Origin of the sequence: Variovorax palleresanus, from assembly GCF_051144945.1 — a bacterium.
Classification (GTDB): domain Bacteria; phylum Pseudomonadota; class Gammaproteobacteria; order Burkholderiales; family Burkholderiaceae_C; genus Variovorax; species Variovorax paradoxus_S.
Map to the genome: position 1 here is coordinate 1,958,248 of NZ_JBJNVP010000002.1, position 24,296 is coordinate 1,982,543.

Below are 24,296 nucleotides of genomic sequence, written 5' to 3' on the forward strand. Positions count from 1 at the left end.
CCAGCCCTCTCCCAGAGGGAGAGGGAGCAAGAGGGGACAGCGCGATTCATCCTAGGCAGTTTCCGAGAACAGCTCGCGACCGATCAGCATCCGCCGGATCTCGCTCGTCCCCGCACCAATCTCATACAGCTTCGCATCACGCCACAGCCGCTCCACCGGAAAGTCCTTGGTGTAGCCCACACCGCCCAGCGCCTGGATCGCCTCGCCGGCCATCCACGTCGCCTTCTCGGCCGAATAGAGAATCGCGCCCGCCGCGTCCTTGCGGAAGGTGCGCGCATGGTCGTTGCGGTCGCAGGCCTTGCCCACGGCGTACACGTAGGCGCGCGTGGCCTGCCAGGTCGAATACATGTCCGCCAGCTTGCCCTGCATGAGCTGGAATTCGCCAATGCTCTGGCCGAACTGCTTGCGCTCGTGGATGAAGGGCAGCACCGCGTCCATGCAGGCGGCCATGATGCCCAGCGGGCCACCCGAGAGCACCGCGCGCTCGTAGTCGAGGCCGCTCATCAGCACCTTGGCGCCCATGCCCTCGCCGCCAAGCACGTTTTCTTCGGGCACTTCGCAGTTGTCGAAGAACAGTGGGTAGGTGTTGGAGCCGCGCATGCCGAGCTTGTCGAGCTTGGTGCCGGCCGAGAAGCCCTTGAAGCTCTTCTCGACGATGAAGGCCGTCATGCCGCGTGCGCCCATTTCGGGTTCGGTCTTGGCGTAGATCACCAGCGTGTCGGCATCGCCGCCGTTGGTGATCCACATCTTGCCGCCGTTGAGCACGTAGTAGCCGTTCTTCTTCTCGGCCTTGAGTTTCATGCTCACCACGTCAGAGCCGGCGTTGGGCTCGCTCATCGCCAGCGCGCCCACATGCTCGCCGCTCACCAGCTTGGGCAGGTACTTTTTCCTTTGCGCCTCGCTGCCGTTGCGATGGATCTGGTTCACGCACAGGTTGGAGTGCGCGCCGTACGAGAGACCCACCGACGCCGAAGCGCGCGAGACTTCTTCCATGGCCACGATGTGCGCCAGATAGCCCAGCTCGGTGCCGCCAAATTCTTCCTTCACCGTCATGCCGTGCAGGCCGAGCTCGCCGAGCTTCTGCCACAGGTCGTGCGGAAACAGGTTGTCGCGGTCGATGTCCGCGGCGCGCGGAGCGATTTCGTTCGCGGCAAAGTCCTGGATGGCGCTGCGCAGCGAGTCGATGGTGTCGCCCAGGTCGAAGTTCAGGCCGGGATCGTGCATGTGTCTTGTCTCCTCTGAGGGGGTCGGCGCGCAGGCTGTCCCACGCGGATTGGCGCTTGGAAGAAACGCAGCTTACGCCTCGCCGCGCCGCAATTGGCGCCACAATGGTTGCAAATTGCGCCACGCCTGATCCACCGATCCATGACTTCGCCCGCTTTCCTCCGATCTGCCCGCGCCGCCACGCCGATGGCCTTCGTGAGAGCCATCGTCCAGGGCTACGAGCACTACGGCGCCGATCCGGCGGGAGCCCTGCAGGCGGCACAGATCACGCCGCGTGAACTGGCCCGACCGGATGCGCGGGTGACGGCCGCGCAGTTCGAGGCGCTGTCGGGCCACGCGATGCAGGAACTCGACGACGAGGCCCTGGGCTGGTTCTCCCGGCGGCTGCCCTGGGGCAGCTACGGCATGCTGTGCCGCGCCTCGCTGACCTCGCCCGACCTGGGCGTGGCCATCAAGCGCTGGTGCCGCCACCACCGCCTGCTGACCGACGACATCGCGCTGGCGCTGGAAGTGTCCGGCGGCATCGCTACGCTGCGCATCACCGAGAACCGCCCCCTGGACGAGGCGTTTCGCGAGTTCTGCCTGGTGACCACCCTGCGCTTCCTGCACGGATACGTCTGCTGGGCCATCGACTCGCGCATTTCGCTGCGCGACGCCGCGTTTCCGTTCGCGGCGCCGCAGCACCGCGACGCCTACCCGCTGATGTTCACGGCCGACGTGCGCTTCGATGCGCCCGAGGCCAGCTTCAGCTTCGACGAGCGGTACCTCGCGCTGCCGCTGCAGCGCGACGAACGCGCGCTGCGCACCATGCTCAAGCGGGCGCTGCCGCTCACGGTGCTCCAGTACCGGCGCGACCGGCTGCTGGGGCAGCGCGTGCGCGAGCTGCTGCGTTCACGCGCGAGCGAGGCCACCACCGCGGAGGCCTTGGCCACGCTGCTCAACGTGTCGAGCCGCACGCTGCACCGCCAGCTGCATGAGGAAGGCACGTCGATGCAGATGCTGAAGAACGAGGTGCGCCACGAGATGGCGGTGGACTTGTTGCGCCGGACCACGCGCCCCATCAAGCAGGTGGCGCTGTCGGTCGGCTTCAGGAACGAAAAGAGTTTTTCGCGCGCCTTCCTGCAATGGACCGGACACGCGCCGCGCGATTTCCGGCAGCAGGGAAAGTAGCGCTCAGGCCGCCGGCGCGTCGATGAGTGCGAGCGCGTCGGCGATGGATTGGCTGTCTTCCGGCCGCACCAGCTTGGCGACCTGCCGTCCGTCGCGCATGAACACCAGCGTAGGCCAAAGCCGCACGTTGAACGAACGGCCCAGCGGACGCCCGCTGCCGTCCTCGACCTTGATGCGCTTGATGTGGGGGTACTTGGCAAAGGCCTCGGCGATGTTCGGCTGCGCGGCCTTGCAGATGCCGCACCAGTTGGTGCCGAACTCGACCACGGCGGGGCCCGCGAGCGCATCGATCTCGGCGCGGTCGGGCTGCTCGGTCTTGTACTCGGAAGTCATGCGATCTGGCTCCTTGTGGACTTACTTTGCCGCCATTGCAGCAGAAACCCGGCGGGCTTGCCTGCGACAGGGGCTTGGTTCTTCGGCCTGTAATTTTCAGACCGGTTGCAAGCCGTGCGCGGCCAACAGCGCGGGCAGTTCCTTCATGTCGCTGAACACCTGCAGCGCGCCGACGCTGCGCAGCGCCTCGGGGCCGCTGTGGCCCGATTCGCCCGTGCTGTAGCCGAACACCGTGGCGCCGGCGGCGACACCGGCCATCGCGCCGGTGACCGTGTCCTCGACCACCGCGCAGCGTTTCGGATCGACGCCAAGGGCGGCGGCCGCGGCCAGGTACACATCGGGGTGAGGTTTGGAGCGCGGCATTTCGTGCCCGCTGAAGATACGGCCTTCGAAGCAATCGAGCAGGCCGACCTTCGCCAGTTGCAGCTCGACCTTGTGGCGATCGGCGCCCGAGGCGCAGGCAATGCGGCCATCGAGCTTCGCGTGTATTTCGCGGATGGCCGCGGGAGCATGGGGAATCGCCGTCAGGTCGCGTTCGAGCGCATCGTTGCGGCGGGCCCTGAATGCTTTAAGCCACTCTTCGGTGATCCGGACGCCCGTCTTGGATTCGATGAGCGCGGTTTCGTCCTTCACGGCCTTGCCGGTGAAGGTGTTCATCGACTCTTCGGTGGTGAGGTGCCAGCCGAGTTCGCCTAGCATTTCGGCGAGGATGCGGTTGGTGATGGGTTCGGAATCTACTAGGACGCCGTCGCAGTCGAAGAGGACTGCGGCGAAGGGGAATGAGGGCATCTTTGTTTGGCTTTGTTCGGATTTGGGGACGATGGTAGCAATTGGGCTTGTTTGCTTCCCGAGGCCGGGATATCCGCCCGGCGGCGGACTCACTTTCTTTTGCTTCGCCAAAAGAAAGTAAGCAAAGAAAGGCGACCCCTACTGTCTGCGTCCCTCCGCTGCGCTGCGGGCAACCTGCGGTGCTCGACTCCGGCGGGGTCCGCAGAACTCGCTTCGCTCAAACAGCTGCGGCCCTGATCCCGCCTCCATCTGCGCTCCTCGGCGCATACAGAAGGGGTGGGGACGAGACAGGCCTTCGCTTCGCTCGGCCGGGAGCAACCTCCAATACCAAACAGCCAATACCAACCACCGCAGGCGCGCAGCGCCTGCGGTGGTTGGTGGCCGAGCGAAGCAAAGGCCCGTTCGGTCTCCAAGCCCCTCTGTATGCGCCGAGGAGCGCAGGGTTTCGCGGATCAGGGCTCGCAGCTGTTTGAGCGAAGCGAGTTCTGCGAGACCCCGCGAAACCCGAGCACCGCAGGTTGCCCGCAGCGAAGCGAAGGGTCGCAGACAGTGGGGTCGCCTTTCTTTTGCCTACGTTTCTTTGGCGAAGCAAAGAAAAGTAGGTCGCCCGCCGGGGCGAGTCCCGGCCTCGGAACTCAAAAGAAAACACCGATCAACGCGCGTGCGTCACCCCTCCATCCACCACCAACGTAGACCCCATCACATAGTCCCCCGCCCGCGAAGCCAGATAGATGGCCGCCCCAGCCATATCCTCAGGCGTCCCGATGCGCCCCGCAGGAATCCGTTCCTTCACCTCATCGCCATGATCACGCGCCAGCTTGTTCATGTCCGATGCAAACGCACCCGGCGCAATCGCGCTCACCACGATGCGGTCTTGCGCAAGCCGCAGCGCCATGCGCCGCGTGAGCTGGATCAAACCGGCCTTGCTCGCGGCGTAGGAGTAGGTCTCCTGCGGGTTCACCGAGATGCCGTCGATCGATGCGATGTTGATCACCTTCGACAGATGGTCGGTCGCCGCCTTCTTGAGCATCGGCGTCAGCGCCTGGGTCAAGAAGAACGGTGTCTTCAGGTTCAGGTCCACCACCTTGTCCCAGCCGCTCTCAGGAAACTCGTCGTACGGCGCGCCCCAGGCCGCGCCGGCGTTGTTGACCAGGATGTCGAGCGAGTCTTCATGCTTCGCATAGGCGTCGACCAGCGCCTGCGCGCCTTCCAGCGTGGACACATCGGCCGGCAGCGACACGCAGTGGCCGAAGGCCGAAAGCTCCTTGGCGGTCTGGTCGCAGGCCGCGGCCTTGCGGGCCGAGATGTACACGCGCGCGCCCTGCGCCAGGAAGCCTTCGGCGATCATGCGGCCGATGCCGCGCGAGCCGCCGGTGATCAGGGCGCTGCGGCCCTTCAGCGAGAAGAGTTGGGTGGTGTCCATGGTGCCGGTGTCTCCTGAATGAATTGACGAAAAATTCCAGGAAACGAGCTTAGTGCGCCGCACGCCGGCGCAGCGTCACCTTGGCGGCAGCGACAGGCTTCGCGGGCTGGTGAAGCTGCGCAGCTCGCCGCTCACCGGGTCCTGGAACGCCACCGACTTGGCCAGCAGCTCCAGCGGCTTGTCGAAGTCGTCGCTGCCCTGCGGCAGCAGCGTCGGGTAGATCGGATCGTTCACGATCGGCATGCCCAGCGCCATGCAGTGCACCCGCAGCTGGTGCTTGCGGCCGGTGACCGGCGAAAGATCGAGCAGGGCATGGCCGCCCTCGGCCCGTTTCACCACGATGCGCGTTTCGGAGTTGGGCTCGCCCTCCTCTTCCTTCACGCGCATGAAATGTTCGTCGTCCACCAGCCGGCTGCGGTAGGTGCCAGGCACCGACGACACGCCCGGCGGCCATGGCACCACGGCTTCGTAGTGCTTGGCGATGCGGCGCTCCGGGAACATGGCCTGGTAGGCGCTGCGCGTTTCGGGCCGCACCGAGAACAGCACCAGCCCCGCCGTGCTGCGGTCGATGCGGTGCAGCGGCACCAGGTCGTCGAGCTTCAGCTTGCGTTTGAGCCGCACCAGCAGGCTTTCCTGCAAGTACTTGCCGGTCGGCGTCACGGGCAGGAACGGCGGCTTGTCGACCACCACCAGTTGGTCGTCCTGGAACAGCACCTGCTCGTCGAAGGGAATGCGCACCTCGGCATCGAGCGTGCGGTAGTAGTACACGCGCAGCGGCGCCTGGTAGCGGCGCTGCGCGGTCACGGGCACGCCGTGTTCGTCGATCACGTCGTTGGCCTCGATGCGCGCCATCCACGCTTCGCGCGTGATCGCGGGAAAGCGCGCCATCAAGAACTCGGCAATGGTGGGCCACGAGCCTTGCGGCAGGCCGACGCAGCTCGGACCGACGCCGTCGCGCGTGGGCAGCGGCAAGCGAGGGCTCGTCATTGCGAGAGCTCGTTCTGCAGCAGCGACAGCGCCTCGCTGAACAAGGGCCGCGCCGCCACGTCGGCTTGCATGCAGCGGTCTTTGAGGGCAGCCATGGCTTCCGGCGGCGCATCGCTGCAATGCGCGAGGAGTTCTTCGAGCAGGCAGCCGAAGGCGCGCATCTCCAGCCGTTGCAGCGCCTCGGCTTGTGCCGGGTCGAGCGCGCCGGTCATCCAGGCCGCTCCAAAGTCGCCGAGCAACCCGCCGCCCTGCGCGCTCCAGAGGATGTTGTGCGCGTAGAGGTCGCCGTGCAGGATGCCTCGCGCATGCAGGTGCCGCATGGCGGAGGCGATGTCGCGCGCGATGCGCAGCGCCACGCCGGAGGTCCATTGCGCGTCGGCCGGATAGACGTCGCGCGTGCAAGAGGCAAGGCTCGGCGGCCCGGCGAGCGTGCGGAACGATGGGTCCACCAGTGCCATGACCAGGCCTTCGGCACCGTCCGGATGCCCGTCGATCCTGCTCTGCGCGGCAACGAGGGTCGGGTGTGCACCGGCTGCGATGCTGGCGGCCATTTCACTGTGCGGCCAGCCGTCGCTCGTCACCGCACCCTTGAAGAGCTTGACAGCCACCGGCCGCATCGCCGAGCCCAGCGTTGCCTGGTGGATAACCCCCGAAGCCCCCTCGCCGAGCTTCGGGCCCAGCGCCAGTTCGCGCCAGTCGACGTGCGGCACCGACAGCGCGGCGATGGCCGCATCTTCGGCTTGTGCATCGAAAGGATTGCCCGCACCCGCGAGCCACGAGAGGCGCGGCAGCGAGAGCAGCCATGGAGGCAGCGCCTCGAAACGGTTGGCGGAAATGCGCAGCAGTTCGAGTTGGCTGCAGCCCGCCAGCGAATCCGGCAGCGCACGCAGTTGGTTGCCGGCGAGCATGAGCTTCTGCATCGCGCCGCATTGACCCAGCGCCTCGGGCAAGCTCTCGATCAAGTTGTCCGTGAGGATCAGCCAGCGCAGCAACGGCAGCCGCAGCGCCGCGGCGGGCACGGCACCGATGTGGTTGGCCTTGAACCCGACCATTTCCAGCGTCTGGCACTGGCCGATCGAGTCGGGCAACCGGGTGAAGCGGTTGTCGGAGCAGAACAGCACGCGCAGGCGATGCAGCCGGTGCAGATCATCGGGCAGCGAATCGAGCGCATTGCCCGAGAGGTTCAGGATTTCGAGCGAATCGGCCAGGTCGAAGATCTCGCGCGGAAACTCGGTGAGTCCGCACGAGAGATCGATTCGTTTTGCGCCTGCCAGCCGGCCCGCGCGCAGCTCAGCAAGCGTGTCCATCCACCGAGTCTAAAGTGCCTGCGCCGCGGCGGCTCCGGCACCGAAGCGGTAGATGCCGTCGGCGCCCAGCTCGCGCCTGACCTGCCCCGCGAACCACAGCAGGTGCAGGTGCGCCACCGTCTCGCCCATCGCAAAGGTCATCTGGTGCAGGTCGAGTTCGCGCTTGAAGAGGATGGGCAGGCCCTCGGCCGCGGTCAGCGGACGTGCGGTGCAGGCTTCGAGCAGTTCGGCCAGGCGGTCGCGGTGGTGCTCCTGCAGCTGGTCGACGCGGCGGTGAATGCCCGTGAACGGCTTGCCGTGCGATGGCAGGCCCAGCGTATCGGCCGGCAGCGCCTTGAACTTGTCGATGCTGTCCAGGAAGAGCCGCAGCGAGTTGGCTTCGGGCTCGCCCGCGTGCACGCTCACGTTGGTCGAGATGCGCGGCAGCATCATGTCGCCGCCCAGCAGCAGCTTCAGCTCGTCGCAGTACAACGCGATGTGCTCGGGCGCGTGGCCATAGCCGCTGATGCAGCGCCAGGCGTGGCCGTTGATGGCCACGGTGTCGCCGTCCAGCATGCGCGTGAAGCGGTCGGGCACCGAGGGCACCATGTTGGCGTAGTAGTTGGTGCGCGCGCGGATCTTGGCGACGGCCGCGGGATCCGTCAGGCCGTGCGAGGCAAAGAAGCTCGCCGCGGCATCGCCGCCCGCCAGCGTGTCGCCGTTGGTGCTCAGCACGCGGGCCACGTGGTAGTCGGTCGAGCTGATCCACAGCGGCGCATTCCAGCGCGTGCACAGCCACTCGGCCAGGCCGATGTGGTCGGGGTGCATGTGGGTGACGATCACGCGCAGGATCGGCAGGCCCTGCAGCTGGGTCTCGAAGATCTGCTCCCACTGCGCGCGGGCTTCGTCATGCGCGATGCAGCAGTCGACCACCGTCCAGCCCTCGACGCCGTCGATGCTGTCGCGCAGCAGCCAGAGGTTGATGTGGTCGAGCGCAAACGGCAGCCGCATGCGGATCCATCGCACGCCCGGCGCGACTTCCAGTGCTTCGCCGGGGGCGGGCAGGGTGTCGCCCAGGGGGTAGTGGAGTTCGCGTTCGAGGAGGTTCATGTAAGATTGACGTTTACGTAAACGTCATGTGTTAAGGGCACCATTGTAGGGAGCGCGGGGCAAACCTGCTGTCGCGCCCGCAACGCCCCCACAGACGGCTTCCAGACAGACCGCAGCCATATGTCCGCGCAGACTTTCACCATCAGCCAGCTCGCGAAGGAGTTCGACCTCACGACGCGCGCCATCCGCTTCTATGAAGACATGGGGCTGCTGACGCCGGAGCGCTCCGGCATGCAGCGCATCTACAGCGCGCGCGACCGGGCGCGGCTCACGCTCACGCTGCGTGCCAAGCGCCTGGGCCTGAGCCTGACCGAGGCCAGGGAAATCCTCGACATGTACGACAGCCCGCGCGACACCGTGCCGCAGCTCGAGAAGTTTCTCGGCGTGCTCGGCGCGCACCGCGCCCAGCTCGAAGCCCAACTGGCCGAGCTGCAGGCCAACCTGGCGGAAGTGCGCGAGCACGAGAAGAAGGGCCGCGCGACCCTGGCCAAGGCGCAGAAGGCGGCCAGGACGGCCTGATATACCGCACCCAATCACGACTCATCGACAATCACGCCCATGTCCGACACTCTTGATGACCTGTTTGCCCACAACCGTGCCTGGTCCGCACAGATGGAACGCGACCGGCCTGGCTTCTTCACCAGCCTGGTGAAGCAGCAGACGCCGCGCTACATGTGGATCGGCTGCTCCGACAGCCGCGTGCCCGCCAACCAGATCACCGGCCTGGAGCCGGGCGAGGTGTTCGTGCACCGCAACGTCGCCAACATCGTGGTGCACTCCGACCTCAACGCGCTCTCGGCCATTCAATTCGCGGTCGAGCACCTGAAGGTCGAACACATCATGGTGGTGGGCCACTATGGCTGCGCCGGCGTCAAGGCGGCGCTCAGCGGCAAGCGCATCGGCCTGGCCGACAACTGGATCCGCCACATCCAGGACGTGCGCGACCGCCACGCCGTGATGCTCGAAACCCTGCCCGAAGACGTGCGCGTCGACGCGCTGTGCGAACTCAACGTGGCCGAGCAGGTGGTCAACGTGGCCGTCAGCACCGTCATGGTCGATGCCTGGGGCCGCGGCCAGAAGGTCAAGATCCACGGCTGGACCTTTGGCGTGCACGATGGGCTGCTGCAAGACCTGGGGCTGAATGTCGACGGCGCCAAGCCGCTCGACGCGGTGTACAAGGCCGCGGTGCAGCGCATCCGCTACAAGTGGAGCAAGCCGCTGGGTATCTCGCCGTCCGCGCAGGCCGGGTCCGACGGCACCGAGGTCATCGAAGTCATTCCGGCTGGCGAGGCCAACACCCCCGTCGGCGAAGGCACCGAAGCGAAACCCGGCTGAAGCCATGTTCCCGCAGCGTCTCGATTCACCGCTGGCCTACGACATCGCCAAGGCGATGATCGATGGATTCAATCGCCATTACAGCCTGTTCCGCGCTGAATCGGCACGCGCCAAGCACCGATTCGAAACGGCGGACTGGCACGGCCAGCAGCGCGCGCAGCGGGAACGCATCGAGTTCTATGACCTGCGCGTGAACGAGGCCGTGGCCCGCCTCGAAAAAGAGTTCAAGGCTGGCGACCAGCCGATGGAGGTGTGGCACCAGGTCAAGCTGCACTTCATCGGCTTGCTGGTGGACCACCACCAGCCCGAACTGGCCGAGAGCTTCTTCAACTCGGTGACCACGAAGATCCTGCACCGCGCCTACTTCCAGAACGACTTCATCTTCGTTCGCCCGGCCATCAGCACCGAGTACATCGAGCCGCGCGGCGCGCCCACCTACCGGCCCTACTACCCCTCGCACGACACGCTGGCCGACACCATCGAGCAGATGCTCGACGACTACGCCCTGCAGGGCGGCTTTGCCAACAAGCGGCGCGATGCCGAGCGCGTGGCGCACGCCATCATGGGGCGCTTTCACCAGGTGAAGCTGCGCGCCAATTTCCAGCTGCAGGTGCTCTCAGGCCTGTTCTATCGCAACAAGGGCGCCTACGTGGTCGGCAAGATCATGAACGGCTTTGTCGAGCTCCCGTTCTCGCTGCCCATCCTGCATGACAGCCATGGCAAGTTCTACGTGGATGCGGCGCTCTTCGGCGAAGACGACCTGCAGATGCTCTTCAGTTTTGCACGCGCCTATTTCATGGTCGACATGGAAGTGCCGTCGGCCTGCGTGCAGTTCCTGCGCTCGCTCATGCCGCGCAAGCCGCGCGCGGAAATCTACAACGCGCTGGGCCTGGCCAAGCAGGGCAAGACGCTGTTCTATCGCGACTTTCTTTCGCACCTGAACTACTCGAGCGACCGCTTCCGCATCGCGCCCGGCATCAAGGGCATGGTCATGCTCGTGTTCGACCTGCCGTCGTTCCCGTTCGTGTTCAAGGTCATCAAGGACTTCTATCCGCCGCAGAAGGACACCACGCGCGAGCAGATCAAGAGCAAGTACATGCTCGTGAAGCAGCACGACCGCGTGGGCCGCATGGCCGACACGCTGGAGTACAGCGACGTGGGTTTTCCGCTCGACCGCTTCGAGCCCGAGCTGATCGAGGAGATCCGGAAGTTCGCGCCCAGCCAGCTAGAGATCGGCGACCGCGACGGCAACGGGGAGATGGAGCTGGTGCTCAAGCACGTCTACATCGAGCGCCGCATGATCCCGCTCAACATCTTCCTGCAGGAAGCCTTCGACACGCTGGCCCACCCCGAAAGCCCGGCCCATGCCAAGCGAGCGAAGGAGCAGCTGGAGCATGCGGTGATCGAATACGGCAACGCGATCAAGGACATGGTCGCCGCCAACATCTTCCCGGGCGACATGCTGTGGAAGAACTTCGGCGTCACGCGCGGCGGCAAGGTCGTGTTCTACGACTACGACGAGATCGAATACGTTACCGACTGCAAGTTCCGCAAGGTGCCTACGCCGCGCAACGAGGAAGACGAGATGAGCGGCGAGGTCTGGTATTCGGTCGGTCCGAAAGACGTGTTTCCAGAAACCTTCGAACCCTTCCTGCTCGGCAACAGCGACGTGCGCGCGGCCTTCATGGCGCACCATGCCGACCTGCTCGACGCTGCCTTCTGGCAGCACCACAAGGAACGCATCGAGGCCGGCCAGATGCTCGACGTGTTCCCGTACGAAGAATCGCAGCGCTTCCAGCATGAAGGCCATGCGACCCATTTCTGATTGAGTCCCCGGTCCACGACGACCACTTTCAACTTTCCGAAGGAGACCACCATGCCTGAATCCATCGTCATCGTCGGCGCCGCCCGCACCCCCATGGGGGGCTTCCAGGGCGACTTTTCTTCCCTCTCGGCGCACGACCTCGGCGGCGCCGCCATCAAGGCCGCCGTCGAGCGCGCGGGCATTGCGCCCGACAGCGTGGGCGAAGTGCTGTTCGGCAACTGCCTGATGGCCGGCCAGGGCCAGGCGCCGGCGCGCCAGGCGGCCTACAAGGGCGGCCTGCCCGACAGCGCGGGCGCGGTCACGCTCAGCAAGATGTGCGGCTCGGCCATGAAGGCCGCCATGCTCGCGCACGACCTGCTGCTGGCCGGCACGCACGACGTGATCGTCGCGGGCGGCATGGAAAGCATGACCAACGCGCCCTACCTCATGCTCAAGGGCCGCGGCGGCTACCGCATGGGCCACGACCGCATCTTCGACCACATGATGCTCGACGGCCTGGAAGACGCCTACCAGCCGGGCCGCTCGATGGGCACCTTCGGCGAAGACTGCGCCGCCAAGTACAAGTTCACGCGCGAGCAGCAGGACGCCTTCGCCATTGCCAGCGTGCAGCGCGCCAAGGCGGCCACCGAGTCCGGCGCGTTCAAGGAAGAGATCACGCCCGTCACCGTGAAGGGCCGCGGCGGCGACACAGTCATTTCCATCGACGAAGGCCCGGGCAAGGTCAAGCTCGACAAGATCGCCACGCTCAAGCCCGCGTTCAAGAAAGAGAACGGCACCATCACCGCCGCATCGAGCTCGTCGATCAACGACGGCGCCGCCGCGCTGGTGATGATGACCGAGTCGCATGCGAAGAAGATCGGCGCCAAGCCCATCGCGCGCCTGGTCGGCCATGCCACGCATGCGCAGCAGCCCGAGTGGTTCTCCACCGCCCCGGTCGGCGCCGTGGCCAAGCTGTTCAAGAAGACGGGCTGGACCGTCAAGGACGTCGATCTCTGGGAAGTGAACGAGGCTTTCGCGGTGGTGCCGATGGCGCTGATGCACGAGCTCGACGTGTCGCACGACATCGTCAATGTGAACGGCGGCGCCTGTGCGCTGGGCCACCCGATCGGCGCCAGCGGCGCGCGCATCATGGTCACGCTGATCCATGCGCTGAAGGCACGCGGCAAGAAGCGCGGCGTGGCCACGCTGTGCATTGGCGGCGGCGAAGGCACGGCCGTGGCGCTCGAATTAATTTAAATTGACATTTATTGTTGATTTTTCACATTCATTGTCGTTTGATTAATTAATGACAATTGTTAATTATCGGAAGCGCGAAGTTATTTCTTTACTCCTGATTCCCTGATACCATCTGCGCGCAGCCTTTGCCACAGAATGACAGAGGCTGCGCGCAGCGTGAATTCAGGGAAAAGAATGAACAAGAAGAGAGGGGCGGAGCGTGCGTCGACCTATTGGGCGGCTTCGGGAAAATTCTTGCGTCGATTGCCCGGCGTCTTGAAAATACTTCCCTTGGTTGTGGCAGCAATTCTGATATTGCTTGCTGCGCTACCGAGATCTCGCGTTGATCTTGCAGTCGCCGACGCCGATGAGTTGCTCTTGAGGCTGGCAGCGCTAGGCCGCGAAGGTGCAGCCGTCTTATGCAATCCTGAAGGCATCGAAAAATACCTCGCCGTTCGCATTGATAAAGAAAATCCAAATAAAAAGGAAGGCGACAGCTCCCCTGTTGCCGTGAATACACCAAGTCAATCCGTTTTCGGAAGTTATTGGAAACTTCAAGCGAGTACGGGCACTGTGTGCAGACTCCAATTGCAAGTCGCAGGTCGTCGATTCTGTGACACGGATTCCGCGCGCACACAACGCTTGATCGGCCGCCGTGTTCAAACTCGACTGGCCGTGCCGGGTGGAGCCGACTTCTACGATCATGGGTACGAGCTGGCGCGCGATTCCACGGAGAGATCGGTTATCGGATGGCGGGGACCTAGTCGGGCGTGTCCTGCCGACGTTGAAATCGCTGTGGCAATCCGTTGAATGGCAGCGCGTGAGCGTCGCTCGCTGCCGTGGCCCGCGCTGCTTGCGGGAATCGTTTTTTTTGCCGCGAGCGCCATGCTGCTGTACGAATCGACGCGCGAATACTTTCCTCGCAGAGATTTGCACGCGTTCGACACTCAACATGCTGAACTATTAAGCGCCGAACGGCGGGCCGCTTACGAGCGGGAACTGTTCAGCGAGTTGTCCCAATGGAATCGCCCCAGCCGTCGCTACCCGAGCGAGGCTGGTATCGGTCAACGCGAAAAGCGATGGAGACAGCTGGCTGGCGAAGGGCTCGAGCTGGCGCACCTCGCCTTGCAGGTGCTTCAGCCCGACGGCGGCTTCGTCTACCCGCTCGAGAAGCCGATGAATCGGTTGCTAGCCCTCGCAGAGCGAGGCGACTCCGGTGCAATGTGTCTGATGACCGGGCTTGTCAGCCAAGTCAAGCGCTCACGTTTGTCGGCCGAACACTCCGAAATGGCAAGGAAATGGTTGATTCAGGGTGCCGAACGCGGGCACGCGGAGTGCCAGTTGCAGCTAGGACGTCGTCTGATCCTAGGTATCGACGGGATGACCAAGGATGCGAAGCGCGGACTGGCCCTGGAACTTGCGGCTCGCCGAGATGGATACGCTCACGACGTCGACGGGCTCGTATCGTATTTTCAACAGCGATGGTCAACCGATTCTGCCGATCTCACAAGACTGTACTGCTGGCTGTCGATCCATGCCCAGTCACGCGTGACTGATGGGCCACAGAACATGCTGAGACTCCTGCGTGCCGAGGCGCGACGCATCGATTCCGAGGGGCTGGTGCATCTCGCAAACCAGCTCGAGAACTCGCGGTTTTCCTTGCAGGCATGTGTTGACTTGAGCGGAGTCTGAGGTCATCCCTGGCGGCCAGGACGATGCCTAGAATGCCAGCTTCGTGCACATCTGGGGACCTCGTTCATGTATTCGGCCAATCTCCGCAACACCGTCGCCGCTTTGGCTGCCTTGGTTTTCCTGGCGCCCGCCCCCAGCTGGGCGCAAAAGCGCGACAACGTGCTGTTCCAGGCAGCCACCGACGCGCAGCCTGCGGTGCTCAAGACGTTGGAGCAGCTGGTCAACATCGAAACCGGCACAGAAGACGCCGAAGGCATTGCAGCCGCCGGCAACTTCCTGGAAGGCGAGCTCAAGAACCTGGGCTTCACCGTCACGCGCAGCAAGTCCACCAGTCTCGTCGTGGGCGACAACATCGTCGGCAAGCTCAAGGGGCGCGGCGGCAAGAACCTGCTGCTGATGTCGCACATGGACACCGTGTACCCGAAAGGCACACTCGCGAAGGCGCCGTTCCGCATCGAGGGCACCAAGGCCTACGGCCCGGGCATTGCCGATGACAAGGGTGGCAACGCCGTCATCCTGCACACGCTGAAGCTGCTCAAGGACTACGGCGTGCGCGACTACGGCACCATCACCGTGCTCTTCAACACCGATGAGGAAAAAGGCTCCTTCGGCTCGCGCGACCTGATCCAGGAAGAAGCCAAGCAGGCCGATTACGTGCTGTCTTTCGAACCCACGAGCGCGGGCGACGAGAAGCTTTCGCTTGGCACTTCGGGCATTGCCTATGTGCAAGTCAACATCACCGGCAAGGCTTCGCATGCGGGCGCGGCGCCCGAGCTGGGCGTGAACGCGCTGGTCGAAGCTTCCGACCTGGTGCTGCGCACCATGAGCATCGACGACAAGGCGAAGCACCTGCGCTTCAACTGGACCATTGCCAAGGCGGGCAACGTGTCGAACATCATTCCCGCCAGTGCGACGTTGAACGCCGACGTGCGCTACGCGCGCAACGAAGACTTCGACGCCGCCATGAAGACTCTCGAAGAAAAAGCGCAGCAGAAGAAGCTGCCCGAATCCGACGTGAAGGTGGTGGTCACGCGCGGCCGACCGGCGTTCAATGCCGGCGAAGGCGGCAAGAAGCTGGTCGAAAAGGCCGTGGCCTACTACAAGGAAGCCGGCGGCACGCTGGGCGTAGAAGAGCGCACCGGCGGCGGCACCGACGCCGCCTACGCGGCGCTTTCCGGCAAACCGGTGATCGAGAGCCTGGGCCTTCCGGGCTTCGGTTATCACAGCGACAAGGCCGAGTACGTCGACATCAGCGCCATTCCGCGCCGGCTGTACATGGCCGCACGCATGATCATGGATCTGGGCTCGGGCAAGTAAGCCGCAAACAAAAGAAGAAAGACAGGAGACACCCCATGCTGCTCAGTGCCGACCAGGAAGCCATCCGCGACGCGGTACGCGATTTCTCGCAGGCCGAACTCTGGCCCAACGCCCCCCGATGGGACCGCGAGCACAGCTTTCCGAAGGAAGCGCACCAGGGCCTGGCGGCGCTCGGCGCCTACGGCATCTGCGTGCCCGAGGAACACGGCGGCGCGGGCCTGGACTACCTCACGCTTGCGCTGGTGCTGGAAGAAATCGCCGCCGGCGACGGCGGCACCAGTACGGCCATCAGTGTGACCAACTGCCCCGTCAACGCGATCCTCATGCGCTATGGCAACGCGCAGCAGAAGAAGCAGTGGCTCGAACCCCTCGCGCAGGGGCAGATGCTCGGCGCCTTCTGCCTGACCGAACCGCAGGCCGGCAGCGATGCATCGAGCCTGCGCACCACGGCGCGCAAGGACGGCGATGCCTACGTGATCGATGGCGTGAAGCAGTTCATCACCAGCGGCAAAAACGGGCAGGTGGCCATCGTCATCGCCGTCACCGACAAGGGCGCGGGCAAGCGCGGCATGAGCGCCTTCATCGTGCCCACCGATGCGACCGGCTACAGCGTGGCGCGGCTGGAGGACAAGCTGGGCCAGCACAGCAGCGACACCGCGCAGATCAATTTCGACGGTTGCCGCATCCCGGCGGAGAACCTCATCGGCGCCGAAGGCGAGGGCTACAAGATCGCGCTCGGCGCGCTCGAAGGCGGCCGCATTGGCATCGCCGCGCAGAGCGTCGGCATGGCACGCAGCGCCTTCGACGTGGCACTGGCCTACGCCAAGGAGCGCCAGGCCTTCGGCGGTTCGATCTTCGAGCAGCAGGCCGTCGGGTTCCGCCTGGCCGAATGCGCCACGCAGCTCGAGGCCGCGCGCCAGCTGATCTGGCATGCCGCGAGTCTGCGCGATGCGGGCCGGCCGTGCCTCAAGGAGGCCGCCATGGCCAAGCTGTTCGCGAGCGAGATGGCCGAGCGCGTCTGCAGCGCGGCCATCCAGACGCTGGGCGGCTACGGCTACGTGAACGACTTTCCGCTGGAGCGCATCTACCGCGACGTGCGGGTGTGCCAGATCTACGAAGGCACTTCGGACATCCAGAAACTGCTGATCCAGCGCGCGCTGGCGTGAGCATGCGCCGCGGGCGCTTCGGTGTCATCGGTTTGGATGACAGACAGCAACGCGCCGGCGGCGCAGCATGGCGGCCTCTTCGTCGGAGGTCTTTGCCATGTCCAATTTCAAACCCGTTCCCCTCGCCCTGGCCCTTCTGTGCCTCGGTGCCATGGGCTCGTCCGCGCAAGCCCAACCTGCCGCCCCGGACCTCGCCACGCTGACCGCTAGCGACGCGGTGCGGCAGCTCTGCGCAGGCACGGTGAGCAGCGAGCAGCTGGTGTCGGCCTACGTTGCGCAGGCCAATGCAAGAACGAACCTCAATGCCTTCGTCACGCTCGACGAAGCCGGCGCGCTGAAGGCCGCGCGCGCCGCCGATGCACAGCGCAAGCGCGGCGGCGCCTGCAAGCCGCTGGCCGGCCTGCCGGTGACCGTCAAGGACAACATCCAGGTGCGGGGCCTGCCTGCCACGGCCGGCTCGCCTGCGCTGAAGGGCTTCGTTCCCAAGGCGGACGCCCCCGTGGTCGCCAGGCTTCGGGCGGCGGGCGCGGTCATCCTCGGCAAGACGAACATGCACGAGCTGGCCTTCGGCGTCACGGGCTACAACCCCGCATTCCAGAGCGGCCCCGAGGTCGGTGTGCGCAACGCCTACGACCCGAGCCGCATTGCGGGCGGGTCGTCGTCGGGCAATGGCGCGGCGCTCGGCGCGCGCATGGCGCCGGCCGCGCTGGGCACCGACACCGGCGGCTCGGTGCGCATTCCGTGCGCGTTCAATGGCTGCGCATCGCTGCGTCCGACCATGGGGCGCTATTCGCAGCAAGGCATCGCGCCGATCTCGCACACGCGCGACACCGCGGGCCCGATGGCGCAGTCGATGGCCGACGTCGCGCTGCTCGACCGTGTGATCGCGGGCGGCACGCCGCTCAGGCCGGCCGACTTGAAGCGGGTGCGGCTCGGCGTGGTGCCGGCCTTCTACACGAACCTCGACGCGGACACGCGCGCCGCCACCGATGCCGCTCTTGCCAAGTTGCGTGCGGCCGGCGTCACGCTGGTGGACGTGGAGATGCCCAGGCTCATGGAACTCAACGGTGCCATCGGCTTTCCGCTCGCACTCTACGAGGCGCACGACGACATGGTGGCCTACCTTGCGAAGTACCGCACCGGCATCGACATCGCGCAGCTCACCGCCGGTATCGCGAGCCCCGACGTCAAGGGCACCTTCGAGGCTTTCGTGATCCCGCGCAAGCTCCCCGCGCCGAACGGCACGGTCGATGCGAAGCCGGCCTACGACAACGCGATGCGCGTCGCGCGCCCCGCGTTGCAGAAGCTCTACCGCGACACCTTCGCGAAGAACAAGCTCGATGCGCTCGTGTTCCCCACGGTGCCGCGCGTGGCCCTGGCGGCCGGGCCCGAGGCCAGCAGCCCCGAGAACTTCGGCGCGCTGATCCAGAACACCGACCCCGGCAGCAACGCCGGCATTCCGGGCGTGCAGCTGCCCTCGGGCCTGGGTGCGGCCAGCGGCTTGCCGGTGGGGCTTGAACTCGACGGACCGGCCGGTAGCGACCGCAGGCTGCTGGCCGTGGGGCTCGCGGTGGAAGGCGTGCTGGGCCGCCTGCCGGCGCCCAAGGCGAAATAGCGCCTTCTTGACCGATCAGCGCTTCGCCAGGCCGGCCAGCGCCGACCGGCGTTCGATGCCGAGCTTGTCGAAGGTGCGACGCAGGTAGGTGCGCACCGTCGGCACGCTCACGGCCATGCGGCGCGCGATCTCCTTGTCGGTGAGGCCTTCGCACACGGCCCGCGCGACCTCCCGTTCGCGCGCGCTCAATTCGCGCCAGGCGGTTTCGGCAGGCAGCGGCATGGCAGCCGGCGTGCGCTGCGCACGCTGCAGCGCACCGATGAACGCCGGCTCGATCAGGTCGAGCAGCGCCTTCTCGTGATCGCCAAAATCACCGCGGCCCTTGCGCCGCCAGATGCGCAGATCGCCCAGCGCCCGGTTGCCTTCGAACGCATGCAGGTTCATGCCCCAGTGCAGCCCGTCGCGCGAGAGAAAGTCGGTGAAGAACTCCGTGCGCATCAGTTCACGCTGCGGCATCACGTCGGTCACCCGCGTGGCGTGGCGGTGCGACTGCAGCACGAAGGTGATCGGGTCGTGATGCTGGTGCCATTCGCCGTAGCGGTCGAGGTTGGCGGGGTCCATGTTCAGCGCCACGCGGCCCTCGAAGCGGCCGGTTTCAGCATGCCACACGAAGGAGGCGAACTGGTCCGCATGCAGCAGGTCGAGCAGCGCCCAGCCCATGCGCTCGCGGATGTCGCTTTCGCCTCGGTCTTGCGCGAGCAGCGTGAAAACGCCGCGCAGCGCCTGCTGTTCGGAGCCTGTCAGGTACATCGCCGCCTCGCTCTGTGGGTATGCCCGAAGAAGGCTAGCGTTTAGCAAGCACTGCGCCAAGGGAGTATCTCCGGAGGCGGCCGCAGGGCTTGCCCCATCGGAGGGAGGGCCTTGAGGTGTTCCAATAGGGGCTTCATGAGTGCCACCGATCCCACCACCGGACCCTGCCCCTGCGGCCGCACGGACCGCCGAGACAAGCCCATCGGCTTCGCCCTGTGCTGCGGCCGCTACCTCGACGATTTCGAGGGCACGCCCGCGCCCGACGCCGAATCGCTGATGCGTTCCCGCTATACGGCCTTCGTGCTGGAGCGCGGCCCCTACCTGCTCGCCACCTGGCACCCGTCGAAGCGCCCGGCCTCGATCGAGTTCGAACCCGGCGTGAAATGGCTCGGACTCGACATCCGCTCGCGCTCGGTGCTGGACGCCGACCATGCCGAGGTCGAGTTCGTCGCCCGCCAGCGCAGCAGCACCGGCACCGCCACGCGCCTGCACGAGCGCAGCCGCTTCGTGCGCGAGGGGGACCGCTGGTTCTACCTCGAAGGCGACCTGCAGACCCCCGGTTGACGCGCCGGGCCTCGGCCCGCACAATAGGCCCCGCTCCGGGGTGCACGCATGTGGCGTGCTGAGATGGCAAAGTGCCGACCCGCGAACTTGATCCGGGTCATACCGGCGTAAGAAGAGCTGCACTCCCTGACTCCGGTCCCGCCACCCACCCCGCGTGGCGGCCCAAAGTCCACCGAGCGATTGCGGAGCACCCTTTCCCTCAACAAGGAGTGCCCCGCATGAATGCCCCCGACAAGTTCACCTCCCTGCTTTCGCTCACGCGCGAGCCGTTTCCCGCTTCGCACAAGTGCCTGATTCCGGGCAGCCGGCCCGACCTGAACGTGCCGGTGCGCGACGTGCTGCTGACCAACGGCGAGACCGTGTCGCTCTACGACACTTCCGGGCCTTACACCGATGCCAAGATCGACATCGACGTGCGCCGCGGCCTGCCCGACGTGCGCGGCGCCTGGATCGTCGAGCGCAACGACACCGAAAGCTACGAAGGCCGCTCGCACCAGGCGCTCGACGAGGGCCTCAAGCACGCCCACGACCACGACGCGCAGCGCCTGGCCGAACTGCGTGCGGGCGCCTCTGCGCTGCAGCGCACGCCGCGCCGCGCGAAGTCGGGCGCCAACGTCACGCAGATGCACTACGCACGCCGCGGCATCGTCACCCCCGAGATGGAATACGTGGCGCTGCGCGAGAACGGCAAACGCGAATGGATGGCCGAATACCTCGCCAACGAGGAGCGCGCGAAGCGCGTGGCCGGCAACCCGATGGGCGCAAGCATTCCGCGCATCATCACGCCCGAGTTCGTGCGCGACGAGGTGGCGCGCGGCCGCGCGATCATTCCGGCCAACATCAACCACCCCGAAGTCGAGCCGATGGCCATCGGCCGCAACTTCAAGGTAAAGATCAACGCCAACATCGGCAACTCGGCCGTCACCTCGAGCATCGAGGAAGAGGTTGAAAAGCTGGTGTGGGCGATCCGATGGGGCGCCGACAACGTGATGGACCTGTCGACCGGCAAGAACATCCACACCACGCGCGACTGGATCGTGCGCAACTCGCCGGTGCCCATTGGCACGGTGCCGATCTACCAGGCGCTGGAGAAGGTGGGCGGCGTGGCCGAAGACCTCACCTGGGAGATCTTCCGCGACACGCTGATCGAGCAGGCCGAGCAGGGCATCGACTACTTCACCATCCACGCGGGCGTGCGCCTGCCGTTCATCCACCTGACCGCGGACCGCATGACGGGCATCGTCTCGCGCGGCGGTTCGATCATGGCCAAGTGGTGCATCGCGCACCACAAGGAGAGCTTTCTCTACGAGCGCTTCGAGGACATCTGCGACATCATGAAGGCGTACGACGTGAGCTTTTCGCTCGGCGACGGCCTGCGTCCGGGCTCGGGCGCCGATGCCAACGACGAAGCCCAGTTTGCCGAACTGCGCACGCTTGGCGAACTCACGCAGATCGCGTGGAAGCACGACGTGCAGACCATGATCGAAGGCCCCGGCCACGTGCCGATGCACATGATCCAGGCCAACATGGACGAGCAGCTCAAGCACTGCCACGAGGCGCCGTTCTACACGCTCGGGCCGCTGACCATCGACATCGCGCCGGGCTACGACCACATCTCCAGCGCCATCGGCGCCGCGATGATCGGCTGGGCCGGCACCGCCATGCTCTGCTACGTGACGCCCAAGGAGCACCTGGGCCTGCCCGACCGCGACGACGTGAAGCAGGGGATCATTGCCTACAAGATCGCCGCGCACGCGGCGGACGTGGCGAAGGGCCACCCCGGGGCCCGTTCGCGCGACGACGCGCTGAGCAAGGCGCGCTTCGAGTTCCGCTGGCAGGACCAGTTCAACCTCGGGCTCGACCCGGACACCGCACGCGAATTCCATGACGAGACCTTGCCGAAGGATTCGAGCAAGGTGGCGCACTTCTGTTCGATGTGCGGACCCAAGTTCTGCTCGATGAAGATCACGCAGGAAGTGCGGGAGTACGCGGCGAAGAAGGGCGTGGCGGAGGCGGAGGCCATGGCGGCCGGCATGGCCGAGAAGTCGCAGGAGTTCGCGGCGGCTGGCGGGGAGATGTATATCCCGATCCGGGCGGTGTCCTAGGGTTTGATTCCGGGGCCGGGCCTCGCCCCGGCCTCGGACCTCAAGACCATCGAGGCACAGCCTCGTCCTTGAGCTGCTGCCGGAGCAGGTCGTAGTCCGGCACCACGCTCTCCACCGTCTCCCAGAACCGGTGCGAGTGGTCCATCACGCGCAGATGGGCGAGCTCGTGCGCGACCACATAGTCGATCACCGGCAGGCGAAAGTGGATCAGGCGCCAGTTCAGCCGGATCGATCCATCGGCGCTCGCACTGCCCCACCGCGTGGCGGCATTCGACAGCGACAGCTTCTGCCAGCGCACGCCGAGCCGTGGCGCGAAGTGGTCGAGCCGTTCGATGAAAAGACGCCGCGCCTGGCGCATGAGCCAGGCCTGGGCCGCGTCGCGGATCTGCGAAGCCTCGGCGTTCTGCGCCACGGCCAGCCGCAGAACGCGCGGACCTTTGCCGTCGTCATCGCCCGCGTCGAGCGTGCCGCCGACGCTTGCGAAGCCGTGCTTCGGATCGAGGCGGATCACGACCGTTTCGCCCATGAACGGAAATTGCGCGCCGTCTTTCCAATCGATGCGCGTGGCCTCGACGCGCGCGTGGCGCTGCTGGGTTTCGAGCAGCTTGCGCAGGATCCAGTCGGACTTTTCCTTGATGGCGGCATCCACGTCGCGCAGCGTGACCCAGCGCGGCGCGCGCACCGACAGCCCTTCGGCACCGACCACGAATCCGATGGTCTTGCGCTTGCCGCGCTTGAACTCGTAGGCCACGCGCGCCGAGCCCAGCACCGCTTCGCGCGTGGCCTGCGGGTGCACGAAGCTCGCGAGCGCCAGCGTGTCGCGAAGCGGAATGGCGGGCAGCGCGGGGCCGGCGTCGTCGACCGAAGGCGGCGCCACGGGCGGCGCGGCCTTCTTCTTGACCTTTCGGGTCCGCGGCAGAGGCGGCTTGGCCGGCGCAATCTCGTTGCCCAGCCCTTCGAACAGGTCCATCGTGAACTGAAGCAGTCCCCGCATGTCGGGCTCTTTTCTTTCCTCTTCAGCCCGCTTCTTGCGGCACCTGCAGCGGCGGGCTGTCGCGGTAGGCCTCGGGGTCGAGCCGGCGCATCTCGGATTCGATCCAGGCCTCGACTTCGCGCATCAGCTCGTCGGGCTTGCGGCCGATGCTGGGAATGGCCGGGCCGATCGACACGTCGACCACGCCGGGACGCTTGATGAAGGCCTTGCGCGGCCAGACCTTGGCGGACGTGACGGCAACGGGAATCACCGGCACGCCGGTTTCGCACGCGAGCCGCGTGCCGCCGCTCTTGTAGGTGCCCTTCTGGCCGCGCGGAATGCGGGTGCCTTCGGGAAACATGATGATCCAGATGCCCTGCGCAAGCAGCTTGCGGCCCTGGTTCACGACCTTGTTGAAGGCCTGCGCGCGCTGGCTGCGGTCGATGTGGATCATGTCGAGCCGGGCCATGGCCCAGCCGAAGAAGGGCACGTAGATCAGTTCCTTCTTGAACACGAAAGCCAGCGGATGCGGCATCAACGTGGGCATCAGGAAAGTCTCGAAGGTTGACTGGTGCTTGACCAGCAGGACCGCGCCGGCGAGCTTGTCGGCGGGCAGGTTTTCCATGCCGGTCACGCGGGTGCGGATGCCCAGCAGCACGCGCGCGCCGCCGATGGCCCAGCTGAGCCATTGCACCGCCATCCAGTAGAGCGGAATGCCGCGCTTCCAGAGCGAACTGACGCACATGATGATGCCCCAGGGCACCACGGTGACGAGCATCCAAAGGGCATGGAGCACGGAACGGATAAACGCCATCAGACAGCCACCTGCAGTGCGGCCTGCGCTTCGCGCGCAAGCAAAAAATCGACAAAGGCGGCCAGGTTCTCGTGAACCATGGTGTTCGCCGGGTATTCGGGGGGCAGCGGATTGACGCCGCGGCAGACCGCGCCCATGCCGGTGAGCAGCAGGTGCGGCTCGCAGCCGGCCGCCGCCCCGGCCTGCAGATCGCGCAGGCTGTCGCCCGCGGTGGGCACGTCTTTCAGGTCGATGCCGTAGCGGTCGCCGATCTGGCGGAACAGGCCCGGCGCGGGCTTGCGGCAATCGCAGCCTTCGTCGGGGCTGTGCGGGCAATAGAAGACCGCATCGACCCGCCCGCCCACGGCTGCGAGCATCTTGTGCATCTTGGCGTGCATGGCGTTGAGCGACGCCATGTCGAACAGGCCGCGTCCCAGGCCCGACTGGTTGGACGCGACCACCACGTGCCAGCCCGCATGGTTGAGCTTGGCCACGGCCTCGAGCGCGCCGGGCAAGGGCGTCCACTCGATGTCGCTCTTGACGAAATCTTCACGGTGCACGTTGATCGTGCCGTTGCGGTCGAGGATGACGAGTTTCATGGCGCTGGCAATAAGCCCTCGTTTC

The 24,296-nt window shown here is 65.8% G+C and carries 23 protein-coding genes and 1 riboswitch; of the genes, 12 read left to right on the plus strand and 11 right to left on the minus strand.

The genetic code is table 11. From position 1 onward, the window contains the following. Positions 1 to 51: 51 nt before the first annotated feature. Positions 52 to 1,224: an isovaleryl-CoA dehydrogenase gene (locus tag ACJ7Z0_RS13060; RefSeq protein WP_431127247.1), complete on the minus strand. Its 1,173-nt coding sequence runs from the start codon at positions 1,222 to 1,224 to the stop codon at positions 52 to 54. A 141-nt stretch (positions 1,225 to 1,365) separates the two neighbouring features. Here ACJ7Z0_RS13060 and ACJ7Z0_RS13065 point away from each other — a divergent pair, with 141 nt between their 5' ends. Beyond that, positions 1,366 to 2,394 carry an AraC family transcriptional regulator gene (locus ACJ7Z0_RS13065; RefSeq protein ID WP_434790189.1) on the plus strand — a complete coding sequence of 343 codons (1,029 nt, stop codon included), beginning with the start codon at positions 1,366 to 1,368 and terminating at the stop codon, positions 2,392 to 2,394. Between the two features lie 3 nt (positions 2,395 to 2,397). Here the strand turns inward: ACJ7Z0_RS13065 and ACJ7Z0_RS13070 are convergent, their stop codons facing one another. From ACJ7Z0_RS13070 to ACJ7Z0_RS13095, 6 genes are all read right to left on the minus strand, one after another. After that, the gene (locus tag ACJ7Z0_RS13070) at positions 2,398 to 2,727 is read right to left on the minus strand and encodes a thioredoxin family protein (protein ID WP_434790190.1); all 330 of its coding nucleotides are present in this window, start codon (positions 2,725 to 2,727) and stop codon (positions 2,398 to 2,400) included. A 96-nt stretch (positions 2,728 to 2,823) separates the two neighbouring features. Next, a complete protein-coding gene (locus tag ACJ7Z0_RS13075; RefSeq protein ID WP_434790191.1) occupies positions 2,824 to 3,516 on the minus strand; it encodes an HAD family hydrolase in 693 nt (230 codons plus the stop codon). Positions 3,517 to 4,168: 652 nt separating this feature from the next. Next, positions 4,169 to 4,939, minus strand: a complete 771-nt coding sequence (locus ACJ7Z0_RS13080) for an SDR family oxidoreductase (protein ID WP_434790192.1) — start codon at positions 4,937 to 4,939, stop codon at positions 4,169 to 4,171. Positions 4,940 to 5,014: 75 nt separating this feature from the next. Next, the gene (locus tag ACJ7Z0_RS13085; RefSeq protein WP_434790193.1) at positions 5,015 to 5,926 is read right to left on the minus strand and encodes a pseudouridine synthase; all 912 of its coding nucleotides are present in this window, start codon (positions 5,924 to 5,926) and stop codon (positions 5,015 to 5,017) included. After that, on the minus strand, positions 5,923 to 7,233 hold the full coding sequence (locus ACJ7Z0_RS13090; RefSeq protein ID WP_434790194.1) for a leucine-rich repeat-containing protein kinase family protein: 1,311 nt from the start codon (positions 7,231 to 7,233) through the stop codon (positions 5,923 to 5,925). Before ACJ7Z0_RS13090 ends, ACJ7Z0_RS13085 begins: the two co-directional genes overlap by 4 nt. Before the next feature lie 9 nt (positions 7,234 to 7,242). Then, positions 7,243 to 8,322 carry an MBL fold metallo-hydrolase gene (locus ACJ7Z0_RS13095; RefSeq protein WP_434790195.1) on the minus strand — a complete coding sequence of 360 codons (1,080 nt, stop codon included), beginning with the start codon at positions 8,320 to 8,322 and terminating at the stop codon, positions 7,243 to 7,245. A 120-nt stretch (positions 8,323 to 8,442) separates the two neighbouring features. Between ACJ7Z0_RS13095 and ACJ7Z0_RS13100 the strand changes: the two genes are divergently transcribed. From ACJ7Z0_RS13100 to iaaH, 9 genes are all read left to right on the plus strand, one after another. Further along, complete coding sequence (locus ACJ7Z0_RS13100; protein WP_369654496.1) at positions 8,443 to 8,841, plus strand: MerR family transcriptional regulator; 399 nt, start codon at positions 8,443 to 8,445, stop codon at positions 8,839 to 8,841. Positions 8,842 to 8,880: 39 nt separating this feature from the next. Beyond that, positions 8,881 to 9,657: a carbonate dehydratase gene (gene can / locus ACJ7Z0_RS13105; RefSeq protein ID WP_431127227.1), complete on the plus strand. Its 777-nt coding sequence runs from the start codon at positions 8,881 to 8,883 to the stop codon at positions 9,655 to 9,657. A 4-nt stretch (positions 9,658 to 9,661) separates the two neighbouring features. Further along, complete coding sequence (gene aceK, locus ACJ7Z0_RS13110; RefSeq protein WP_434790196.1) at positions 9,662 to 11,482, plus strand: bifunctional isocitrate dehydrogenase kinase/phosphatase; 1,821 nt, start codon at positions 9,662 to 9,664, stop codon at positions 11,480 to 11,482. Positions 11,483 to 11,533: 51 nt separating this feature from the next. Continuing rightward, a complete protein-coding gene (locus ACJ7Z0_RS13115; RefSeq protein ID WP_434790197.1) occupies positions 11,534 to 12,718 on the plus strand; it encodes an acetyl-CoA C-acyltransferase in 1,185 nt (394 codons plus the stop codon). Positions 12,719 to 12,892: 174 nt separating this feature from the next. Next, positions 12,893 to 13,507 carry a hypothetical protein gene (locus tag ACJ7Z0_RS13120; RefSeq protein ID WP_434790198.1) on the plus strand — a complete coding sequence of 205 codons (615 nt, stop codon included), beginning with the start codon at positions 12,893 to 12,895 and terminating at the stop codon, positions 13,505 to 13,507. Continuing rightward, complete coding sequence (locus ACJ7Z0_RS13125) at positions 13,508 to 14,389, plus strand: SEL1-like repeat protein (RefSeq protein ID WP_434790199.1); 882 nt, start codon at positions 13,508 to 13,510, stop codon at positions 14,387 to 14,389. It begins immediately after the preceding gene. Positions 14,390 to 14,455: 66 nt separating this feature from the next. After that, positions 14,456 to 15,706: a glutamate carboxypeptidase gene (locus tag ACJ7Z0_RS13130; protein ID WP_434790200.1), complete on the plus strand. Its 1,251-nt coding sequence runs from the start codon at positions 14,456 to 14,458 to the stop codon at positions 15,704 to 15,706. A gap of 35 nt (positions 15,707 to 15,741) precedes the next feature. Further along, entirely contained in the window at positions 15,742 to 16,872 is a 1,131-nt protein-coding gene (locus tag ACJ7Z0_RS13135; protein WP_434790201.1) for an acyl-CoA dehydrogenase family protein, read from the plus strand. Positions 16,873 to 16,969: 97 nt separating this feature from the next. Then, a complete protein-coding gene (gene iaaH / locus ACJ7Z0_RS13140) occupies positions 16,970 to 18,487 on the plus strand; it encodes an indoleacetamide hydrolase (RefSeq protein ID WP_434790202.1) in 1,518 nt (505 codons plus the stop codon). 15 nt (positions 18,488 to 18,502) lie between these two features. Here the strand turns inward: iaaH and ACJ7Z0_RS13145 are convergent, their stop codons facing one another. After that, positions 18,503 to 19,237 carry a helix-turn-helix transcriptional regulator gene (locus tag ACJ7Z0_RS13145; RefSeq protein ID WP_434790203.1) on the minus strand — a complete coding sequence of 245 codons (735 nt, stop codon included), beginning with the start codon at positions 19,235 to 19,237 and terminating at the stop codon, positions 18,503 to 18,505. Between the two features lie 135 nt (positions 19,238 to 19,372). Here ACJ7Z0_RS13145 and ACJ7Z0_RS13150 point away from each other — a divergent pair, with 135 nt between their 5' ends. Next, entirely contained in the window at positions 19,373 to 19,801 is a 429-nt protein-coding gene (locus tag ACJ7Z0_RS13150) for a YchJ family protein (RefSeq protein ID WP_093017019.1), read from the plus strand. A gap of 26 nt (positions 19,802 to 19,827) precedes the next feature. Then, a riboswitch (TPP riboswitch) is annotated at positions 19,828 to 19,932 on the plus strand. An 87-nt stretch (positions 19,933 to 20,019) separates the two neighbouring features. After that, positions 20,020 to 21,906, plus strand: coding sequence for a phosphomethylpyrimidine synthase ThiC (gene thiC / locus ACJ7Z0_RS13155; RefSeq protein ID WP_434790204.1), 1,887 nt, complete (start codon positions 20,020 to 20,022; stop codon positions 21,904 to 21,906). A gap of 40 nt (positions 21,907 to 21,946) precedes the next feature. Here thiC and ACJ7Z0_RS13160 read toward each other — a convergent pair whose 3' ends face one another. The 3 genes from ACJ7Z0_RS13160 to gmhB are packed head-to-tail and all read right to left on the minus strand — an operon-like array spanning position 21,947 to position 24,271. Further along, positions 21,947 to 22,876 (minus strand): M48 family metallopeptidase, encoded by a 930-nt coding sequence (locus ACJ7Z0_RS13160; protein ID WP_431132128.1) that lies wholly within the window; start codon positions 22,874 to 22,876, stop codon positions 21,947 to 21,949. Positions 22,877 to 22,922: 46 nt separating this feature from the next. Then, complete coding sequence (locus ACJ7Z0_RS13165; RefSeq protein ID WP_431127205.1) at positions 22,923 to 23,693, minus strand: lysophospholipid acyltransferase family protein; 771 nt, start codon at positions 23,691 to 23,693, stop codon at positions 22,923 to 22,925. Further along, on the minus strand, positions 23,693 to 24,271 hold the full coding sequence (gene gmhB, locus ACJ7Z0_RS13170) for a D-glycero-beta-D-manno-heptose 1,7-bisphosphate 7-phosphatase (RefSeq protein ID WP_434790205.1): 579 nt from the start codon (positions 24,269 to 24,271) through the stop codon (positions 23,693 to 23,695). Before gmhB ends, ACJ7Z0_RS13165 begins: the two co-directional genes overlap by 1 nt. Positions 24,272 to 24,296: the final 25 nt, after the last annotated feature.

Bases quoted from the DNA above. Each gene is read 5' to 3' on its own strand.
- ACJ7Z0_RS13135 (WP_434790201.1), top strand. From the start codon at position 15,742: ATGCTGCTCAGTGCCGACCAGGAAGCCATCCGCGACGCGGTACGCGAT.
- ACJ7Z0_RS13145 (WP_434790203.1), bottom strand. From the start codon at position 19,237: ATGTACCTGACAGGCTCCGAACAGCAGGCGCTGCGCGGCGTTTTCACG.
- iaaH (WP_434790202.1), top strand. From the start codon at position 16,970: ATGTCCAATTTCAAACCCGTTCCCCTCGCCCTGGCCCTTCTGTGCCTC.
- ACJ7Z0_RS13095 (WP_434790195.1), bottom strand. From the start codon at position 8,322: ATGAACCTCCTCGAACGCGAACTCCACTACCCCCTGGGCGACACCCTG.
- ACJ7Z0_RS13070 (WP_434790190.1), bottom strand. From the start codon at position 2,727: ATGACTTCCGAGTACAAGACCGAGCAGCCCGACCGCGCCGAGATCGAT.
- ACJ7Z0_RS13065 (WP_434790189.1), top strand. From the start codon at position 1,366: ATGACTTCGCCCGCTTTCCTCCGATCTGCCCGCGCCGCCACGCCGATG.
- ACJ7Z0_RS13075 (WP_434790191.1), bottom strand. From the start codon at position 3,516: ATGCCCTCATTCCCCTTCGCCGCAGTCCTCTTCGACTGCGACGGCGTC.
- ACJ7Z0_RS13130 (WP_434790200.1), top strand. From the start codon at position 14,456: ATGTATTCGGCCAATCTCCGCAACACCGTCGCCGCTTTGGCTGCCTTG.
- ACJ7Z0_RS13160 (WP_431132128.1), bottom strand. From the start codon at position 22,876: ATGGACCTGTTCGAAGGGCTGGGCAACGAGATTGCGCCGGCCAAGCCG.
- ACJ7Z0_RS13090 (WP_434790194.1), bottom strand. From the start codon at position 7,233: ATGGACACGCTTGCTGAGCTGCGCGCGGGCCGGCTGGCAGGCGCAAAA.
- ACJ7Z0_RS13125 (WP_434790199.1), top strand. From the start codon at position 13,508: ATGGCAGCGCGTGAGCGTCGCTCGCTGCCGTGGCCCGCGCTGCTTGCG.
- can (WP_431127227.1), top strand. From the start codon at position 8,881: ATGTCCGACACTCTTGATGACCTGTTTGCCCACAACCGTGCCTGGTCC.
- ACJ7Z0_RS13115 (WP_434790197.1), top strand. From the start codon at position 11,534: ATGCCTGAATCCATCGTCATCGTCGGCGCCGCCCGCACCCCCATGGGG.
- ACJ7Z0_RS13120 (WP_434790198.1), top strand. From the start codon at position 12,893: ATGAACAAGAAGAGAGGGGCGGAGCGTGCGTCGACCTATTGGGCGGCT.
- ACJ7Z0_RS13085 (WP_434790193.1), bottom strand. From the start codon at position 5,926: ATGACGAGCCCTCGCTTGCCGCTGCCCACGCGCGACGGCGTCGGTCCG.
- ACJ7Z0_RS13165 (WP_431127205.1), bottom strand. From the start codon at position 23,693: ATGGCGTTTATCCGTTCCGTGCTCCATGCCCTTTGGATGCTCGTCACC.
- ACJ7Z0_RS13060 (WP_431127247.1), bottom strand. From the start codon at position 1,224: ATGCACGATCCCGGCCTGAACTTCGACCTGGGCGACACCATCGACTCG.
- ACJ7Z0_RS13080 (WP_434790192.1), bottom strand. From the start codon at position 4,939: ATGGACACCACCCAACTCTTCTCGCTGAAGGGCCGCAGCGCCCTGATC.
- thiC (WP_434790204.1), top strand. From the start codon at position 20,020: ATGAATGCCCCCGACAAGTTCACCTCCCTGCTTTCGCTCACGCGCGAG.
- aceK (WP_434790196.1), top strand. From the start codon at position 9,662: ATGTTCCCGCAGCGTCTCGATTCACCGCTGGCCTACGACATCGCCAAG.
- gmhB (WP_434790205.1), bottom strand. From the start codon at position 24,271: ATGAAACTCGTCATCCTCGACCGCAACGGCACGATCAACGTGCACCGT.
- ACJ7Z0_RS13100 (WP_369654496.1), top strand. From the start codon at position 8,443: ATGTCCGCGCAGACTTTCACCATCAGCCAGCTCGCGAAGGAGTTCGAC.
- ACJ7Z0_RS13150 (WP_093017019.1), top strand. From the start codon at position 19,373: ATGAGTGCCACCGATCCCACCACCGGACCCTGCCCCTGCGGCCGCACG.